The sequence below is a fragment of the Ketobacter alkanivorans genome, assembly GCF_002863865.1.
GTDB lineage: Bacteria > Pseudomonadota > Gammaproteobacteria > Pseudomonadales > Ketobacteraceae > Ketobacter > Ketobacter alkanivorans.
In genome coordinates this window covers 1568535-1586260 of record NZ_CP022684.1, presented here as the reverse complement: position 1 = coordinate 1586260, position 17726 = coordinate 1568535, and the positions used below count along the sequence as shown (strand labels likewise).

Below are 17726 nucleotides of genomic sequence, written 5' to 3'. Positions count from 1 at the left end.
GAAATTAAAATGATAGAAACCGTATTGTTGATCGTGTTGGTGTGTGTGGCGCTGGCCCTGATCGGTCTGGTGTTGATACAGCAGGGTAAAGGAGCTGATGCAGGAGCGTCGTTCGGTGGGGGAGCATCCCAAACCGTATTTGGCAGTGCCGGTACGGGCAACTTCCTGACTAAATCCTCATGGCTTCTTGCTGGAGTGTTTTTTGTGGTTTGTTTAGGGCTCGCCTATATTGCCCGGGACAAAGCCGCAGGAGGCGAGCTTTCTTTTGACGCGCCGGATGTGCAGGTAGAGCAAGCAGTAGAAACCGATGTGCCTCAGTATCAAGAAGAAGCTGAGCCGGTTTCAGACGTGCCTGCTGCACCCGCTGTCGAAGCGGCAGATGCGCCTGTAGAGTCCGCCCCGGTAGAATAAATGCACGAATCAGGCGTAATTTCTGTGGAACGTCAACGCGTTATCCGTTAAATTATGCCTCCCCGCCGAAGTGGTGAAATTGGTAGACACGCTATCTTGAGGGGGTAGTGGCCTTCTGGTCGTGCCGGTTCAAGTCCGGCCTTCGGCACCATTATTCAAAGCGCCCGCCGTAATGGGGGTTGTTAGAAAAATAGTTTTAATTACCAGCACTTAGATGAACCTTTATTTTTGGAATTGTGTTGACAGGTCAAAATAAAGTCTCTAAGATGCGCGTCTTGTCGATGCGGGGTGGAGCAGCCTGGTAGCTCGTCGGGCTCATAACCCGAAGGTCGTTGGTTCAAATCCAGCCCCCGCTACCAATCAAATGCTCAGTGGTTTTTCAGGAGTTACCAGCCCTGTTAAACCACTGAAGCGACTCTGAAGTCTCTTTAGTTTGTTTGCAGTATGGCATTGTGGTTGAAGCGCTGAGTCAATCATTGCTATAATCCGCAGCCGATGGGACTGGGTTAAAGCCTTGCAAGTTTAGGTTTTATCCGAGCAGAGCTAGTAGTAAGAATTATAAAAAGCCCCTACATATAGGGGCTTTTTGTTAGGATAAGTTTTGGCCGCAGGCAGTCTCAACCGACCACCTCAGGCCAAACAGTCGTGGGCCTTGGTGCCCACTTTTTGTTTGTGATTTAAGAGAAGAGCCAAGGATTACGTGTCCTCAAAACGAATCGAATCTCTGAGAGAAATGCTAGAACCCGCAGTCAATGCTGTAGGGATGGATCTATGGGGCATAGAGTTCTTGTCCCAGGGGCCACACTCTGTGCTGCGTGTGTACATAGATTCTGCAGATGGCGTAACCATTGAAAACTGTGAGGCAGCGTCTCATCAGGTCAGTGGAGTGCTGGATGTAGAAGACCCAATCAGTGGCGAGTACAACCTGGAGGTATCTTCTCCAGGCATGGACAGACCCCTATTCAACTTTGATCAGTTCGCCTGTTATTCAGGAGAGTTGATCAAAGTTCGTTTGCAGATGGCCATTAACGGCATGAGGAATTTCACCGGCAAGCTGTTGGAAGCGAAAGATGATTCGCTCACCTTTGAAGTAGATAAGCAGCAGCTGACCGTTTCCATCAACCAAATTGATAAGGCAAACCTGGTCCCAATATTCGACTAACGTGCTGATAGATACTCTATCGTGCGCAGTCTCAGGGTGAGGCAGTGAAATGAGCAAAGAAATATTAATGGTAGCGGATACCGTATCTAACGAGAAAGGCGTTGATAAGGACGTGATCTTCGGCGCAGTAGAATTGGCGCTGGCAACGGCCACTAAAAAGCGATTCCCTTCCGATGATGTAGAGATTCGAGTCAATATCGACCGGGTCACGGGTGATTACGATAGCTATCGTCTTTGGCACGTTGTGGCCGATGAAGACTTCGAATTCCCCGGACGTCATTTGACGCTTGATGAAGCCCATGACGTGGACAAGTCCCTGAATATTGGTGACACCTGGGAAGAGCCGATTGAATCCATCGATTTTGGTCGTATTGCCGCCCAGACCGCCAAGCAGGTTATCGTCCAAAAGGTCCGTGAGGCCGAACGTCAGCAGGTCATAGAAGCCTATTTGGATCGCATTGGTGAACTGATTAGCGGCACGGTCAAGAAAGTGACCCGAGACAGCGTCATCCTCGATCTGGGCAATAACGCAGAAGCTCTGCTGCCCCGTGATGAAATGATTCCCCGTGAAACGTTTCGCATGAACGATCGTGTTCGCGCGGTACTGCATGATGTGAATCGTGAGAACCGTGGGCCGCAATTGTTTGTGAGCCGCACACGCCCTGAGATGTTAATCGAGCTGTTCAAGATCGAGGTGCCTGAAATTGGCGAAGACTTGATTGAAATTAAAGGTGCGGCTCGCGACCCAGGTGCACGTGCCAAAATTGCGGTGAAAACCCACGATCAGCGAGTGGATCCTGTGGGAGCCTGTGTTGGTATGCGTGGTGCCCGGGTGCAAGCGGTTTCCAACGAGTTAAGTGGTGAGCGTATCGATATCGTGCTGTGGGACGACAACGTTGCACAGTTCGTGATTAACGCTATGTCACCGGCTGATGTGGTGTCGATCGTGGTAGATGAAGATCGTCACGCCATGGACATCGCAGTAGATGAAGAACAACTGGCTCAGGCTATCGGTAAAGGTGGTCAGAATATCCGTTTGGCCAGCGAACTGTCTGGTTGGGATCTGAACGTAATGACCATCGATCAGGCCCAGAGCAAGCAAGAAGAAGAAGCCGGAGAGCTGGTTGAGCGCTTCATGAACGATCTGGACATTGATGAAGATGTGGCAGTTGTTCTGGTTGAAGAAGGCTTTACCAGTCTGGAAGAAGTGGCCTACGTACCAAAAGAAGAAATGATGTCAATCGACGGCTTCGACGAAGATGTGGTGGATGAGCTGCGTCGTCGGGCCAAAGACGCTCTGCTGACCAAAGCATTGGTATCAGAAGAGAAGCTTGAAGGCGAGCAGGCGCCTGCTGAAGATCTGCTGAATATGGACGGTATGGATAAAACCACCGCCTACGCGCTGGCCAAGGCCGGTATCATCACAATGGATGATCTGGCTGAGCAAGCCGTCGATGATATTTTAGACATCGAAGGCATTGATGAAGAACGCGCCGCGCAATTGATTATGACTGCACGTGCCCCATGGTTTGAGGGTCAGGAATAACCTGATCCTTAACCCCAAGCAACTAACAGGCACGAAGAACAGGAGTGAGAGACGCTGATATGGCAGAAGTGACCGTCGAACAGCTAGCAGATGTCGTGGGTGTACCCGTAGAGACCTTATTGCAGCAAATGAAAGACGCGGGGCTGGCTCACAAAGACGCAGCGCAAGCTGTCTCGGATAATGAGAAAGAGCAACTGTTGGCGCACTTGAAACGCTCCCATGGTGAATCTGATTCCGCACCCAAGAAAATCACCTTGAAGCGCAAGAGTGTGAGTACTCTGAAAGTGAGCGGCTCTCAGGGTCGCAGCAAAACCGTCAACGTTGAAGTGCGTAAGAAGCGTACCTATGTAAAGCGCTCGTCGGTAGAAGCTGAAGAGGCAGCCAAAGCAGAAGAAGCAGCTCGTTTGGAAGAGGAAGCGCGCGCAGCAGAAGAAGCGGCGAAGAAAGCCGAGCAAGAACGCATCGAGGCAGAGAAAAAAGCTGCCGAGGAAGCGCGCCGGGCCGAAGAAGCCAAAAAGGCGGCAGCTGAAGAGAAACCAGCAGCTGAAAAGCCGAGCAAAAAGGCTCCTGCTAAGAAAGAAGCGCCTAAAAAGGCCGAAAAGCCAGAGAAGCCGGAGCTTACCCCTGAAGAGCAGGCGGCCGAAGATGCGCGCCGTGCTGAAGACGCCAAGCGTCGTGAGGAAGCTCGTAAAAAAGCGGAAGAAGAAGCCAGCCAGCGCACTCTGGAAGAAGCTCGTCGCATAGCTCGTGAGTTGGAAGGGCGCAGCAAAGAGCCTGAAACTAAAGAAGAAGTGCTGTTGGAAGAAGAGAAGGACGCCATTGTTAAGCGTGCGTTTGAAGACAGCCTTGATCGCGAAGCCCGTCAGGCTAAGCGTGCCCGAAAAGTGCCGAAGAAAAAGGGTAAAGATAAGCAGCCGGAGCGAAGAATCGTTCCTAAAGTATCGGCATCTCGAGTTAATCGACATGGCTTCCAGAATCCTACTGGCCCTGTGGTGCGCGAAGTGGCGTTGGGCGACAGCATTACCGTGTCCGACCTCGCGCAGCAGATGTCTATAAAAGGTGCTTCCGTTGTCAAATCCCTGTTTAACTTGGGCATCATGGCAACGATGAATCAGTCCATCGATCGTGATACTGCGCAGTTGATTGTTGAAGAGTTTGGACACAACGTGAAACTGGTCAGCGAGGACGCCGTTGAGGATTCCCTGGTCGAGCACTTGGAAGATTCTCAGTCTGAAGGCGATAAGTCTCCGCGTGCCCCCGTTGTCACCATTATGGGTCACGTTGATCATGGTAAAACGTCATTGCTGGATTACATCCGTCGTACCCGCGTAGCAGCAGGTGAAGCGGGTGGTATAACGCAGCATATCGGTGCATACCACGTTGAAACCGGCCACGGCATGATTACGTTCCTGGATACACCCGGACACGCTGCATTTACGCAAATGCGGGCGCGGGGTGCTTCCTGTACAGATATCGTTATCCTGGTGGTAGCGGCAGATGATGGCATGATGCCGCAAACAGCAGAAGCGATTGATCACGCTCGTGCGGCGAACGTGCCGATCATCGTTGCTGTTAACAAAATGGATAAAGAAGACGCTGACCCTGAGCGGGTTAAGTCTGACCTTTCTCAGAAAGAAGTTATCTCTGAAGAGTGGGGCGGCGACACTCAGTTTGTGCACGTGTCTGCTCACACCGGCATGGGCATCGATGAGCTGTTGGATGCAGTGTTGCTGCAGGCAGAAGTACTGGAGCTGAAAGCGGTGTCCACCGGGGCAGCTAAAGGTATTGTCATCGAATCTCGCGTCGATAAAGGGCGTGGTGTGGTAGCCAGCCTGCTGGTTCAAAACGGTATTTTGAATCACGGCGATATGGTACTGGCGGGCGAACACTTTGGTCGCGTGCGAGCCATGCTGGATGAGAACGGCAAGCCGATTAAAGAAGCTGGCCCGTCAATTCCGGTCGAAATCCTGGGTCTGGCCGGTGCGCCTGATGCCGGAGAAGAGTTCCAGGTCGTACCTGATGAGCGTAAGGCACGTGAAGTGGCTGAGTTCCGTCAGAAGAAACTGCGCCATAACCGTCTGGCTCGCCAGCAAGCCACCAAGTTGGAAAATATCTTCGAGAACATGGGGTCTGGCGAAGCAGCCTCGGTCAATATCGTATTGAAAACCGATGTGCGGGGTTCTTTGGAAGCCTTGCAGACCGCATTGGTTGATCTGTCTACCGATGAAGTTCGAGTCAATATCGTGTCGTCTGGGGTTGGTGGTATCAACGAGTCCGACGTCAACCTGGCGTTGACTTCCAGTGCGGTAGTGATTGGTTTCAACGTTCGTGCCGATGGTTCAGCGCGTAAGCTGTGCCAGGAAGAAGACATCGAGCTGCGTTACTACAGCGTTATTTACGACATCATTGAAGATGTTAAGAATGCTATGTCTGGCTTGCTTGCACCTGAGTTGCGTGAAGAAATTATGGGTGTGGCTGAAGTGCGTGATGTGTTCCGCTCATCTAAGTTTGGTGCGGTAGCGGGTTGTAAAGTAATTGAAGGCACGCTCTATCGAAACAAACCTATCCGCGTACTGCGTGATGATGTGGTGGTGTTCCAGGGTGAATTGGAATCGCTGCGTCGCTTCAAAGATGACGTGAACGAAGTTAATGCTGGTATCGAATGTGGTATCGCAGTTAAGAGCTACAACGATGTGAAAGCTGGCGACAAGATCGAAGTTTTCAGCGTGAAAAAAGTAGCTCGTACCATATAAGAGGTAATTGGCATTGCGTCACAGTGCTCGGGGTTACAAACGTACTGATCGAATAGCTGACCAGATCCAGCGTGATCTGGCCATGCTATTGCAGCGGGAGATCAAGGATCCTCGGGTTGGTATGGTGACTATTAACAGTGTGAACGTTAGTAAAGATCTGGCGTACGCCGATGTTTATGTCACGTTTATGGGCATAGATGGAGATCAAAACGTGCAGGAATCCCTCGAGGTGCTGGATCATGCCGCTGGTTTCCTGCGCAGTCTTTTGGCCAAAAGTATTCAGTTGCGCGTTATGCCTCGCTTACGTTTTCACTATGACCACACCATCGTGGATGGTCCTCGAATGTCACGTCTTATTGATCAAGCCGTTGCGAAAGATAAAGCCCGGCATGGTGATGATGAGCCTGGCGAATCGGTCGGAGAATAAGTTTGGCAAAACGACGAAATCGAGGCCGGGCCATTGATGGCGTATTGGTGCTGGATAAGCCACCTGGCTGTACCTCCAATGAAATCCTGCAACGGATCAAGCGTATGTACGGTGCCGCTAAAGCAGGGCATACCGGCAGCCTTGATCCATTAGCGACTGGTGTATTACCGCTGTGTTTTGGTGAGGCGACCAAGTTTTCCCAGTTTCTTCTGGATGCAGACAAAGCCTATGTTGTGAAAGCAAAGTGGGGCGAACGCACAGATACCTCTGATGCTGATGGCGAAGTGGTAGAGCGCTGTTCTACCGATGGCTTGACCCAGGCAGCTTTGCTGCCGGTGTTGGAACAGTTTACCGGGGAGATCGAACAGATCCCTTCTATGTATTCAGCCCTCAAGCATAATGGTCAACCACTGTACAAATTGGCTCGTCAAGGTGTAGAAGTGGAGCGACCTGCCCGCAAGGTACGCATTCATAGTCTAGAATTGCTGGAGTTTGATGCGACCCATTTCAGTCTGGCGGTTTCGTGCAGCAAAGGTACCTATGTACGTAATCTTGTGGAAGATATTGCTGCCGCTATGGGTAACCTGGCGCATGTGGTAGAATTGCGCCGCACACAAGCTGGGCCTTATACGCTGGAGCAGGCTGTTACTGTGGAAACACTGTCGCAAGTCCTTGATTCTGGTGGACATAAGGCACTGGATGAGCTGCTTCTGCCTTTGGGTACCAGTGCTGATCACTGGCCGGAGCTGGAGCTGTCGGAATCCACCGCGTTTTACCTGCGTAATGGTAATCCCGTGCAAATACCGGGTGCCCCTGTAGAGGGCTGGGTCAAGATGATTGGCCCCAATCAAGAGTTTATTGGCGTTGGCGAGGTGCTGGACGATGGGAAAGTGGCTCCCCGACGCTTAATAAGTAACAGCAATTAGCTGTTAACGTAGTAGCCGATCGAACTGTAAATATGCGTGGTCCGGTTGGTTTTTTTGCAAGCATATTGGAGAAAACACAATGTCATTAAGTGCTGAACAAAAAGCTCAAGTTGTTGCTGATCATCAACGTGGTCAAGGCGATACCGGTTCCCCAGAAGTGCAGGTTGCCCTGCTGACTGCTCAGATCAATCAGCTGCAAGGTCACTTCAAAGCGCATAACAAGGATCACCACTCACGCCGTGGCCTGATCCGCATGGTTAACCAGCGTCGTAAGTTGCTGGACTACCTGAAGCGCAAGGATCTGGATCGTTATACTTCACTGATCGGCAAGCTGGGTCTGCGTCGTTAATGATGCATTGGCCAGGCAGATATTCAGGGTTCACCTGTCCGCAAAGCATGTGCTCTGCGCGAAAGGTGCGATCCTGATACGCTAAAAAACACGGCACTCATCTTCGGATCAGTGCCGTGTTTTTTTAAGTGCTCTAATAACATTGAAAATACTGGTAAAACTTCGGCTACAGAATTAAGACATCATTGGAAACGAGTTGTGCCGAAGTCTCGAAACGGAAGGTGAATAATGTTTAAAGTGGTTAAAAAAGAATTTCAATTTGGTGATCAGACGTTTGTATTGGAAACAGGAAAAGTTGCCCGTCAGGCAACCGGCGCTGTCGTTGTTTCCACTGAATCTTGCTCCGTGCTGGTCACAGTCGTTGCCCGAAAAGAAGCTGCACCGGGAGTCGATTTCTTCCCGCTGACAGTAAACTATCAGGAAAAATTCTATGCTGCTGGCCGTATACCCGGCGGCTTTATGAAGCGTGAAGGTCGTCCTACTGAAAAGGAAACCTTAACCTGTCGTTTGATTGATCGTCCTATTCGTCCACTGTTCCCCGAAGGCTTTACTAACGAAGTTCAGGTAATTGCTACGGTAATGTCTACTGACAAGCAGACTGATCCCGATATTGCTGCGTTGATTGGTACTTCTGCTGCTTTGGCGATCGCCGGCATTCCTTTCATGGGGCCGATAGGTGCTGCCCGTGTCGGTTATACCGATGGTATGTACATGATCAACCCAACCTATAAGCAGTTGGAAACATCGCAACTGGATCTGGTTGTGGCAGGAACCGACGAAGCCGTGTTGATGGTTGAATCCGAAGCGCAAGAGCTGACCGAAGATCAAATGCTGGGTGCCGTTCTGTTCGGTCACATGGAAATGCAGAAGGCGATTACCGCCATTAAGGAATTTGCCGCTGAAGTGGCGACGCCTTCATGGGATTGGAAAGCGCCTGAAGAAAATGTAAGCCTGACTCAGGCTGTTAAGTCTGTGGTTGGCGAGAAGCTGGTAGAGGCGTACCAGATACACGATAAGCAGGAACGCTACACACGTGTTGGCGAGTTGCGTAACGATGCCGTTGCTGCCCTGTGCAAACCAGAAGACGAAAGTGCTCCTACGGAACGTGAAGTCAAAGACACATTCCATGACTTGGAATACGTGACTGTTCGGGAAAATATCCTGTCAGGTAAGCCACGTATTGATGGTCGCGATCAGAAAACCGTTCGTCCAATCAGTGTGGAAGTGGGTGTGTTGCCTAGAACCCACGGTTCGGCATTGTTCACCCGTGGTGAAACTCAAGCCATCGTAGCTGCTACATTAGGCAGCTTGCGTGATTCGCAGAACATCGATGCGATTGAAGGTATGAAAACTGATCCTTTCATGCTGCATTACAATTTCCCTCCTTTCTGCGTAGGCGAAATCAGCTTCCAGCTTGGCCCCAAGCGTCGAGAGATCGGGCATGGTCGCCTGGCTCGCCGTGGTGTTCAGGCTATGTTGCCTGACAGTGCAGATTTCCCTTATGCGATGCGTGTTGTATCTGAAATTACTGAGTCCAACGGTTCTTCTTCCATGGCCTCGGTTTGCGGCACCAGCCTTGCGCTGATGGATGCTGGTGTTCCGATCAAGGCACCGGTTGCTGGTATTGCCATGGGCTTGGTGAAAGAAGGCGAGCGTTTCGCAATTCTGTCCGACATCCTGGGTGATGAAGATCATCTGGGCGACATGGACTTCAAGGTGGCCGGTACAGACAATGGTATCACTGCATTGCAGATGGATATCAAGATCACCGGTATTACCGAAGAGATCATGGAAACGGCATTGAATCAGGCGCGTGAAGGCCGTTTGCACATATTGGGCGAGATGAACAAGGTTCTGGCTGCTCCACGCGGCACCTTGTCGTCAGATGCTCCTGTTTACCTTACCATTAAGATCCATCCGGACAAAATTCGTGATGTCATCGGTAAGGGCGGCGCGATGATTCGCAGTATTTGTGAAGAGTCCGGCGCAGAAATCGACATCCAGGATGATGGCCAGGTTCGTATATACGGCCAGAATCAGGCAGCTGCGGAAAAGGCGTTGTCTATGGTTGAAGGTATTACCGCAGAGGCTGAAGTTGGCAAGCTGTACACCGGTAAGGTGCAGAAGATTGTTGATTTTGGAGCTTTCGTTAACATTTTCCCTGGTACTGACGGCTTGGTTCATATTTCTCAAATTGCTGAGGATCGTGTGAACAACGTAAGTGATTACTTGCAGGAAGGTCAGGAAGTAACCGTAAAAGTGTTGGATGTGGACAATCGTGGCCGCATCAAGCTCAGTATTAAAGAAGCGTTGGCCGATCAGGCCGCAGACGGTTCTGCTGAGTAAACAAAATAGCTATATTGTATAGGTAGCTATAAAAAAGGGAGCTAACAGCTCCCTTTTTATTTACACTTGGTTATATAAAATACAGTTGTGTTTGTAAGGGGCATTGCGTACCCTAACAGGCACTTTAGATGACAATACTTACGTCTATTGCTTGATGCGATGTACTGACATACGCATGATTACTGCAGCATTTACGGTGCAAGATGAAGTGTTAGTAATTGATTAAAAGTAGCTCAAAGATGGCTACGCAGTAACTACAGAGTATTAAAAAGAACAATAATTCCGGAGGAAAGGGAATATGCCATTGCAAAAAATGAGTAGCTTCAGAGCACTGGTTGCGTCTTCAGCTTTGCTTTTTTCAAGTGTGACGCTCGCCAATGATTGGCAGTTGGACATGGATGAAAACGGGATTCAGCTCTATACCAAAGAATCTCAAAGCAGCCCCCTCAAACAAGTGAAAGTGGTCACCAATGTGAAGGCCAGTCTTTCCAGTTTGGTGTCTTTCCTGTCTGATCACTCTGCTTTTCCCGAGTGGATGGACAAGGTCGCGAAGGTTGAGAAACTGAAAGACATCAGTGAAAAAGAAAGCATCACCTATACAGTAGTAGATGCACCTTGGCCTGAAAGAGATCGCGACAGCGTACTGTATTCACGTTGGGAACAGAATCCTGAAACCTTAGTGGTTACCAAAAAGGTGTTTTCAGAACCACAGTATTTGAACAAAGATAGCAGCATGATCCGCAGCCCCAGCTTTGAGGCAGAGTGGGTGCTCACGCCAAAAAGTGGTGGCATGGTAGAAGTGGCATACACTTCTGACTATGATCCGGGTGGTGATGTTCAGGGCTGGTTGTTGGATATGTTCACCTATGAGATGCCCTACAACACCATTAAAAATTTAAAAGCGTCGGCCTTGGGCAAATACGAAGGTGCTAAATTTGCATTTATCAAAGAGCCCGTTGGTGGCAAGGTTGCGATGACACAATAGTTCAGCGCAACGACTCGAAAATTGAGATAAAAAAGGGGCTAAATATAGCCCCTTTTTTATTGCCTGTGATTTGTGTTAGCGGTTATCAAGGCGGTTGTAGTCCAAGTAACCGAATGAGATGGGGTTCGCCTGTTGATAAGCCTGATGTAGTTCATCGCTGAACCGCCAGAACCTGGGGGAACTGCGTCGAACGGCGTACTCGTCTAGCAGTTCGACATAGTCGGCGTCATTTTCCAGGGTTGAAACGCTGTTAACGAAAGCAGCCAGCTGATCTGTCTCAACAGACAGTAATACATTGGGGTAAGAACCAACCAAGCCATAGGCAACGACAACAGTATCTTCTTGCGGTAAGCGCCGATCTTGATCCCCCAATAGGTGCGAGATATTGGTGAAGGCGGAGTTGCTTAGCAGTGTGTAGTATTCGGTGCGTCCATTTTTGTCGTGCAATGCCAATACCGATGTTTGTGGTAGAAGTGACGCTGGAATACCTGAGATGTTATCCAGATCAGAAAGCAGGGCGCGTATGGGGCCTGCTTCGAAGCCACGGGCGGGGCTGTGATCGGTGTTAAGTACTGGCGCGAGTTTATCTTGCAGCTTGATATACAGCTCCTGCAGCGGATCTTGGCTGGTGTAAACAATAGACGTATCACCATGATAGGCCTTGGCGTAGTCGTAAATATAATCCTTCACGGTATCTGTCGAGCCTCGATACCAATGATTGCGGACGGGCTGTCTTGCCTCCTTTGGCAGCAGTGTCAAAAAGTGGAATTCGCCTTCCATGCGCAGGAAATCCATATAAATACGGGTGTTGAGTTGGTGACCTACGTTGCCGAAGACATCAAAGCCTGCCACCAGTAGATAGTGAATGCGTTCGAGTAATGGGTAGCTGATTACCCAAGCTGTTTGGGGTTTGCCACCGTGGAGGCCTTTGATGACCGTGGCGCTATCGAAATGTCGGTAAATGGTGAGCGCGGCGTTGTCATTCTCGCCATCTCCATCCCAGAGTAGATCCAAAGTCACTTTGAATTGCTTATCGACGTGTTCATTGAGGTATTTGGTTTTCGCCTCGACGAACTTCTGTTCATTTCGACTGTAGCTGATCCAGTTCAGCAGGCCTGCGCTGCTGGAATCTTTGGCCGGCAGTTTGAGCAGGTTTGCATTTTCCTTTAAAAAAGTCGTGCTCAGCTCTGCGGTTTGATGTTTGGGGTGGACGAAGGTAACCCAAAAATGATCATTGATCACATTGAGTGCGACTTGACCACGGCACACAGGCCCCTTGATGTAACTCATGATGGTGTACTGTGCTTCCTCGAGCATGAAGCGGTAGCGGGCGTAGCTGGGAATGTCCTGAAAGGTAATGAATGGGTTTGATGCTGTTTCAAGCGTATAGCCCGGAAGCGAGGTGACTTCGTAATCGTCTGACAGAAACCACTGACGCCACTTGTCCATCCGTACCGCATCCAGCCGGTAGGGCATGTGGGTTTTGGCGACGGGTGTTTCTTTGTGAACCCGCAAACGATAGTAAACCCGCTCGGTCTCCGGATCGTCATAAGGTCGACGAGTGCTGATGAGGTCTATGGGTTTAGGCGCCGGGGTGTGAGAGCGTACCAGCTCAAAAAATACCGGGTTGCTGCTGTCTTCGAAATACAGGTGCGCGAGATACAGATGTTCAAACATGTAGCGGCTCATAAGTTGAGCCTTAAGCGAGTCCTGATTGAAAAAGGATTCCCACAGTTCGATCTGATCTTGTAGCGAAGCTGAGATCGGCGCTGGCGGTTCGTACGGTGAACCAGCTTCAAGCCATTTGATTAGCGTGTTATGTTCCGCTTGGCTGAGTGCAGGTAAACCATAGGGCATGCCCCACAGAGGGTAGTCTTCACGGTAGGCGCTGTAATTTTCAATGTTGGTGCATTGCTGGTCCCGGTGGAGCTGAAAATCGAATGTTGGTGGTAGCACGTCCGTTTCAGGCAGAGGGTGTGCTTGTTTCTGCAGCAGCAGTTGTGCCATGACGCTGGCTTTGATATTGGCTTCTGCTGTATTACTGCGCTCATTCAACACAGGAAAAAAGCCTTGGGCGCGCCAATCGCTGGTGGATTGTGCATCATGAAACAAGCGTGTTGGTTCTGTGGCCAGTAAGCGGGAGCTGGCATAGATGTATTTTGTACTGGCCCCTCGTGCAATCCCTTCATAAGCGGTCAGTTTCAGTTGGCAGGGAGCGTCATAGCAGGCATGACAAACCACGCAGCGTTGATCCAGTATTGGCTTGACGTCATGCTGATAGCTGAGAGTTGTTGATGGCAGGGGATGGTCGAAGCGGGTTGGATCACTGATTCCGTATAGGTCATCCCACAGGTTCAGTGCAAGGGTGGAACAGCCGGACACGATGATGACCAGCCCGATTAGCAAGGCACGTCGCATAAAACGATCCTGATTCAGACAATGAACCACTATTTTAGGGTAGTGATGTGACAAAACCCAGAGGTTGCTGGGATTTCCCGGTCATCATGGCTCGTAATAAGCGCTATTGCAGTAATTTAAAATGGTTTGCCTTAGTGACAGCTTGGGTGCGGGTGCTACAGTTCAGTTTCTTTAATATCCGAGCGATGTGAGATTTCACGGTTTCTGCACTTTTCCCGGTGCTGATTGCAATCTGTTTGTTGCTCATGCCTGTTGCAAGCCAGCGCAGAATGTCCAGCTCAGTTTCGGTGAGCTGAAGATTTACCTGCTCGTGATGGGTGACAGGTGTGGCTGTACCCGCTTCTGGAGCAGAAAAATATTCTCCGCCATTGGCAACGGTGGTCAGCGCGCTTACAAACTCTTCAATGCTTGATTCTTTGAATAAAAAGCCTTTTGCTCCTAAAGACAAGCAATGCTGTAGCACCATGGCGTTGAAGTGGGAGGTCAATAATACAATAGGGATGTCAGGTAGATTGCGCCGTTCTCTTAGTAGCGTTTCGGCGGTATCGGTTTTTAGATGGTAATCACAGAGTATGAGGTCGAAGGCGTCATTTTGTTGTAACAATGCAAGCGCGCTGGTGGCGCATTCCAGCGTATGGGTGACCCGAAACAGTTTTGTACTGTTAAGGAGCGATGCCAAGCTTTCTCTTACCAGCTCCTGATCCTCAATCAGTAGAATTCGGCAGCTCATGTGGCAGGAATCGTCAGTTGGGCCCGGAACCCGTCTGGGGTGAGTTCCATGTTGATATCACCGCCGACGCGAATGACTCGGGAGCGAATGCCGTTTAATCCGTTACCCAGTTTAAGTCGGGTTTTGCCGCGGCCATTGTCTTCAATGCTGGCGCTGAACTGGGTCGGGTTTTTTAGAATCATGATGTGTACAGTACTTGCGTTAGAGTGTTTTATGCTGTTGGTAATGATTTCCTGGCAGCAGCGATACAGAGTTTCTCCGTTGCTGGCTGAGCATAAGCCATCGAAACCATCTATGTCGACTTTCACGTTCGGGCGGGGAATGTTGGCAGCCAATTCGGTAAGCGCGGCTTTTATGTCGAGTGCAGGCATCTGCCAGGTGCTTGAGATGAGGCGAATTTGCTCAGACATTTTTTGTGTTTGCTGCTTTGCGTTCTCCAGAAGAGGATCGTTGCATTGGTTGATGTGACAATACTGGTTAAGGTTGTTGCTGATGACGGTACTAAGGTGTCCGAGTTCGTCATGCAGATCGTGGGCGATACGTTCGGTGGTTTCTTGTTTTACTTTTGCTTCCAGCAATCTTTGCGTGGCGCGAAGTTGGGCGAGGTTGATGTTGGCAACGGTTTTCTGGCGAAACTCATTAATAAGGGTGCTGAATAATAGGTAAACCAAAACCTGGCTGCTGGCAATTTGCAGAAAGAATGATGTTTCTACATAGGGTATTAGCAGCCAGGCTGCCAGCAGATTGGACAGAATCATTACGCTGACTGATTGCCATAATAACAGCCCTGCGGTTGATGCGGAGGGTAAGGCCAGCAGAAAAATGATTACCTGTGGGTTGTGGCTGGAAGGGATACTCGCATGCAGCAGGCTGATCACACATAGATAATTGAGTACGCTGAGTAATAGCAGCAGCGGGTGTTGTTGGGTGTGAGGATAGGTTGTGGCTTCTCGCAGGGGGTAGATAATGCTGAGGTAGAGATAGGCGGAAAGAAATAGCAGAGGATAGAGCAGTGCCAGTGCGAGAACGGTCTGACCGGGCCAACTGCGGCTGAATAGCTCCCAGTATACACAGGCGATCACGATCAGGCCGGTGGCAGTCAGTGCCAGTGTCTTGGCAAGAAAGGCGGCAGGGACCAGTTCTGCAAGGCGCTTTAACATGTTGGGTTTCGTTCCTTTTTATCTGTGGTATAGCATGTTGGCGTGAGCGCCGTCCAGGGTTGGTTATGGCAGGATGCGGGACAGGAACGTGTCTATACGCAGATTCAGGTCTTCTGCTTCGTGGTGTAGCCAGTGAGTACCGTTCGGGTAGATTATAAGTTCCAGATCGGGTACCAGCTCCTCTATGCCGTTTAGGGTTTCTGGTGCGAAATAAGGGTCGGATAGCCCCCAAAGAAACAATGTAGGGCGCTTGACGCTGTATATTTTCTTTTGGAATGCAGTAAGTTTGACAGGGTAGTCCTGTTCGTTGGCGGGGTAGGGCATGGCGCGATAGTAATGCTTCATGGTTTTCCAACGGCTGGTGGGAACCCAGTTTTCCAGCATCAGGCGCAGGATTCGGGTGCCTGAATAAAAGCCACTTTCGAAGATTGATAGATCACTGAATATGATTTTAGAAAAGTTCAATTGATCACTGAGGGTGGTGCCTCTGGCGTAGTCCATGTAGCGGCTGCGCTGTGCCTGGTCGCTGTTGGGATCCAGCAGGGCTCTGCCAAACAGATAGGGATGGGGCACGCTGAGGATAACCAGACCATCAACGGCGTCTGGGTGCAACATGCCCATGATCCAACCGAGGGCACCGCCAAAATCGTGGCCGACGATGGTGGCGGTGTCATACCCCAGGCAGCGAATGAGTGCGCGGGTCTCCCAGGCTAGTTCAATAAAATCGTATTCTTCGATGTTGTCAGGGCTGGAGGAATAGTGATGCCCTTTAAGGTCTATGGCAACCGCATGGTGAGTGTTGCCGAAATATTCCAATTGCTGTTCCCATGCGTGGGCGAATTCGGGAAACCCATGTAAAAACAGCACCAGACCCTGCGGGTTTTCCGGTTTCTTTTCGATGGCGTAGTAATCCCATGAGTTACCATCGATATCCTTAATTGTCAGGCGCTTTTCATCAAAGCTTTGAACCCATTTGCCGGTCAAACCGCTTTCCAACCTGTTTCGATCGGTTTCTGGAGCAATGAATGGGCTGGAATCACAATTGGCTGCCATACCCTTGCTGGAGAGCAAAATCAGTAATAGCAAAATCTGAATGCCGATGATAAGTCGTTGTAAGCGCATTGTGGTCACCTGAGTAGTTCTTTGTGTTTAACTCAGAATGACGAAAAGGTATGAGTAAATAAATCACCCGATTGGGGGACGGATTAGAACAGCGTGATGCACTCTTCTTCAGTTGGTGCCGGATCTTGTTTGCTCTGTAAGTGGGTGAGTAGATTACTTACGATTTGCAAGAAGTCCTGATTAGAACTGGCTTGATCTTCCAGTGATTGGGACATGGAACAAACAATGGGTTCGATCGCATTGTATATTTCCTCCTCCTGATCCTGTTCCAATCCGAGCATGGGCAATATGGTTGCCATATCTGTCAGCAGTTGATTGATAATGACATCGCGGTGAGAGTTCATGAGCTTTTGGTCGTACAAGAGTGTGCGTCGAAACTCACTAAGTTGTTGCTGTATGAGCGCTTCGGTTTCCAATCTTGAGTTGTGTTTCTTTAACCATATATCGAGACTGTCGATAAAAATTGCCATGTCGTCTTGCAGTAAATCATCCTGGGCACTTTCATGGTTGGTGTTATGTACCACCAGGGTTATGTCATCGTATTTGAAGCAAAGCATTGAACCGCAGAGTGCAATCTTCTGTAGTTGCTGCAGCAGCTCCATAACTGAACGGATTTTGTTGCGGGGCAGCCCGCTTCCGATCTTTTTGGCTTTGCGGAAATTGAAGCCAGACATATACACGAAGCCGGATAGACCGAGGTTCTCACATAGCTGGATCATGATTTGGATCACATCAGTATGGGTGTGTGCGCTGATCAGCTGCCTGGTAGCCCGATTGATGGCACCGAGTTGGAACTGATGCTTAATTGCGGTTGTGTTGGTCGACGGTAGCTGTGATAGGTTTTGCACGGTGATCTCCTTGTCTTGATGCTCTATTGAGACAATCAGGCAGATGGCTTCTGCGTTAGTGACAATACCCGCCAGATGGGCGCGCACATGATTGTCGCGCCATGTATAACGTATGTTATGGGTATGCTCAGATTCCCAAGTGATCTGTATCCGAACGCTCGGACAACTTCTAAGGATGTCTATTACTGAGTATGTTCACCGTTCGCGCCTGAGCTATCCAAAAAACGAAATTATTCAGAAAAAGGTTATCGCGCACAATCGGGGGCGGAGAATTTATGCTATAAATAACCGTACAAATAGTGTGAGATAAGGTGTAATGGTTTTGCCTCTCTGTTACGGGTCAGTATTCGATCGTTCAGTGTTCCTGTTTGATGTGTATTGAGCGTGTGAATTGTTTTGATTTCAGGGATATCTGCATCACGGAATTTGATGAAATTTACGAGAAGTTTGGTTCCTGCAGCACTCCTTTGTCCAAGCGGCCGAGAGTCAGCACCAAGGGGGTATCAGGAACTTATGCAGATTTATTTTGGCGCTCTAACCGCT

General features: G+C 49.7%; 14 protein-coding genes and 2 tRNA genes. 11 read left to right on the top strand and 5 right to left on the bottom strand.

The features are described 5' to 3' along the window. The first annotated feature begins 9 nt into the window (after positions 1-9). The 11 genes from secG to Kalk_RS06790 all read left to right on the top strand — a co-directional run bounded on the left by secG (position 10) and on the right by Kalk_RS06790 (position 10905). Positions 10-411 (top strand): preprotein translocase subunit SecG, encoded by a 402-nt coding sequence (secG, locus tag Kalk_RS06840; protein WP_233716840.1) that lies wholly within the window; start codon positions 10-12, stop codon positions 409-411. 64 nt (positions 412-475) lie between these two features. Then, positions 476-562: transfer RNA gene (locus Kalk_RS06835), tRNA-Leu, on the top strand. Positions 563-693: 131 nt separating this feature from the next. Further along, a tRNA-Met gene (locus Kalk_RS06830) sits at positions 694-770 on the top strand. A gap of 341 nt (positions 771-1111) precedes the next feature. Continuing rightward, positions 1112-1573, top strand: a complete 462-nt coding sequence (gene rimP / locus Kalk_RS06825) for a ribosome maturation factor RimP (RefSeq protein ID WP_267892434.1) — start codon at positions 1112-1114, stop codon at positions 1571-1573. Positions 1574-1622: 49 nt separating this feature from the next. Next, a complete protein-coding gene (nusA, locus tag Kalk_RS06820; protein WP_101893477.1) occupies positions 1623-3119 on the top strand; it encodes a transcription termination factor NusA in 1497 nt (498 codons plus the stop codon). Between the two features lie 59 nt (positions 3120-3178). Next, entirely contained in the window at positions 3179-5872 is a 2694-nt protein-coding gene (gene infB / locus Kalk_RS06815) for a translation initiation factor IF-2 (protein WP_101893476.1), read from the top strand. 7 nt (positions 5873-5879) lie between these two features. Further along, complete coding sequence (rbfA, locus tag Kalk_RS06810) at positions 5880-6299, top strand: 30S ribosome-binding factor RbfA (RefSeq protein WP_267892433.1); 420 nt, start codon at positions 5880-5882, stop codon at positions 6297-6299. A 2-nt stretch (positions 6300-6301) separates the two neighbouring features. Beyond that, positions 6302-7225 carry a tRNA pseudouridine(55) synthase TruB gene (gene truB, locus Kalk_RS06805; RefSeq protein ID WP_101893474.1) on the top strand — a complete coding sequence of 308 codons (924 nt, stop codon included), beginning with the start codon at positions 6302-6304 and terminating at the stop codon, positions 7223-7225. 79 nt (positions 7226-7304) lie between these two features. Next, positions 7305-7574 carry a 30S ribosomal protein S15 gene (rpsO, locus tag Kalk_RS06800; RefSeq protein ID WP_101893473.1) on the top strand — a complete coding sequence of 90 codons (270 nt, stop codon included), beginning with the start codon at positions 7305-7307 and terminating at the stop codon, positions 7572-7574. Positions 7575-7802: 228 nt separating this feature from the next. After that, positions 7803-9920 (top strand): polyribonucleotide nucleotidyltransferase, encoded by a 2118-nt coding sequence (gene pnp / locus Kalk_RS06795; protein WP_101893472.1) that lies wholly within the window; start codon positions 7803-7805, stop codon positions 9918-9920. A gap of 298 nt (positions 9921-10218) precedes the next feature. Then, complete coding sequence (locus tag Kalk_RS06790; RefSeq protein WP_101893471.1) at positions 10219-10905, top strand: START domain-containing protein; 687 nt, start codon at positions 10219-10221, stop codon at positions 10903-10905. Between the two features lie 75 nt (positions 10906-10980). Here Kalk_RS06790 and Kalk_RS06785 read toward each other — a convergent pair whose 3' ends face one another. The 5 genes from Kalk_RS06785 to Kalk_RS06765 all read right to left on the bottom strand — a co-directional run bounded on the left by Kalk_RS06785 (position 10981) and on the right by Kalk_RS06765 (position 17270). Next, the gene (locus Kalk_RS06785) at positions 10981-13323 is read right to left on the bottom strand and encodes a fatty acid cis/trans isomerase (protein WP_101893470.1); all 2343 of its coding nucleotides are present in this window, start codon (positions 13321-13323) and stop codon (positions 10981-10983) included. A gap of 103 nt (positions 13324-13426) precedes the next feature. Beyond that, the gene (locus Kalk_RS06780; protein WP_101893469.1) at positions 13427-14053 is read right to left on the bottom strand and encodes a response regulator transcription factor; all 627 of its coding nucleotides are present in this window, start codon (positions 14051-14053) and stop codon (positions 13427-13429) included. After that, on the bottom strand, positions 14050-15213 hold the full coding sequence (locus Kalk_RS06775) for a sensor histidine kinase (RefSeq protein WP_101893468.1): 1164 nt from the start codon (positions 15211-15213) through the stop codon (positions 14050-14052). Before Kalk_RS06775 ends, Kalk_RS06780 begins: the two co-directional genes overlap by 4 nt. A gap of 63 nt (positions 15214-15276) precedes the next feature. Next, entirely contained in the window at positions 15277-16335 is a 1059-nt protein-coding gene (locus tag Kalk_RS06770) for an alpha/beta fold hydrolase (protein WP_101893467.1), read from the bottom strand. An 83-nt stretch (positions 16336-16418) separates the two neighbouring features. Continuing rightward, a complete protein-coding gene (locus Kalk_RS06765; RefSeq protein ID WP_101893466.1) occupies positions 16419-17270 on the bottom strand; it encodes a hypothetical protein in 852 nt (283 codons plus the stop codon). Positions 17271-17726: the final 456 nt, after the last annotated feature.

Excerpts from the sequence above, each read along its gene's own strand:
- Kalk_RS06790 (WP_101893471.1), top strand. The coding sequence starts at position 10,219 with ATGCCATTGCAAAAAATGAGTAGCTTCAGAGCACTGGTTGCGTCTTCA.
- infB (WP_101893476.1), top strand. The coding sequence starts at position 3,179 with ATGGCAGAAGTGACCGTCGAACAGCTAGCAGATGTCGTGGGTGTACCC.
- Kalk_RS06780 (WP_101893469.1), bottom strand. The coding sequence starts at position 14,053 with ATGAGCTGCCGAATTCTACTGATTGAGGATCAGGAGCTGGTAAGAGAA.
- rpsO (WP_101893473.1), top strand. The coding sequence starts at position 7,305 with ATGTCATTAAGTGCTGAACAAAAAGCTCAAGTTGTTGCTGATCATCAA.
- secG (WP_233716840.1), top strand. The coding sequence starts at position 10 with ATGATAGAAACCGTATTGTTGATCGTGTTGGTGTGTGTGGCGCTGGCC.
- nusA (WP_101893477.1), top strand. The coding sequence starts at position 1,623 with ATGAGCAAAGAAATATTAATGGTAGCGGATACCGTATCTAACGAGAAA.
- Kalk_RS06785 (WP_101893470.1), bottom strand. The coding sequence starts at position 13,323 with ATGCGACGTGCCTTGCTAATCGGGCTGGTCATCATCGTGTCCGGCTGT.
- pnp (WP_101893472.1), top strand. The coding sequence starts at position 7,803 with ATGTTTAAAGTGGTTAAAAAAGAATTTCAATTTGGTGATCAGACGTTT.
- Kalk_RS06775 (WP_101893468.1), bottom strand. The coding sequence starts at position 15,213 with ATGTTAAAGCGCCTTGCAGAACTGGTCCCTGCCGCCTTTCTTGCCAAG.
- Kalk_RS06770 (WP_101893467.1), bottom strand. The coding sequence starts at position 16,335 with ATGCGCTTACAACGACTTATCATCGGCATTCAGATTTTGCTATTACTG.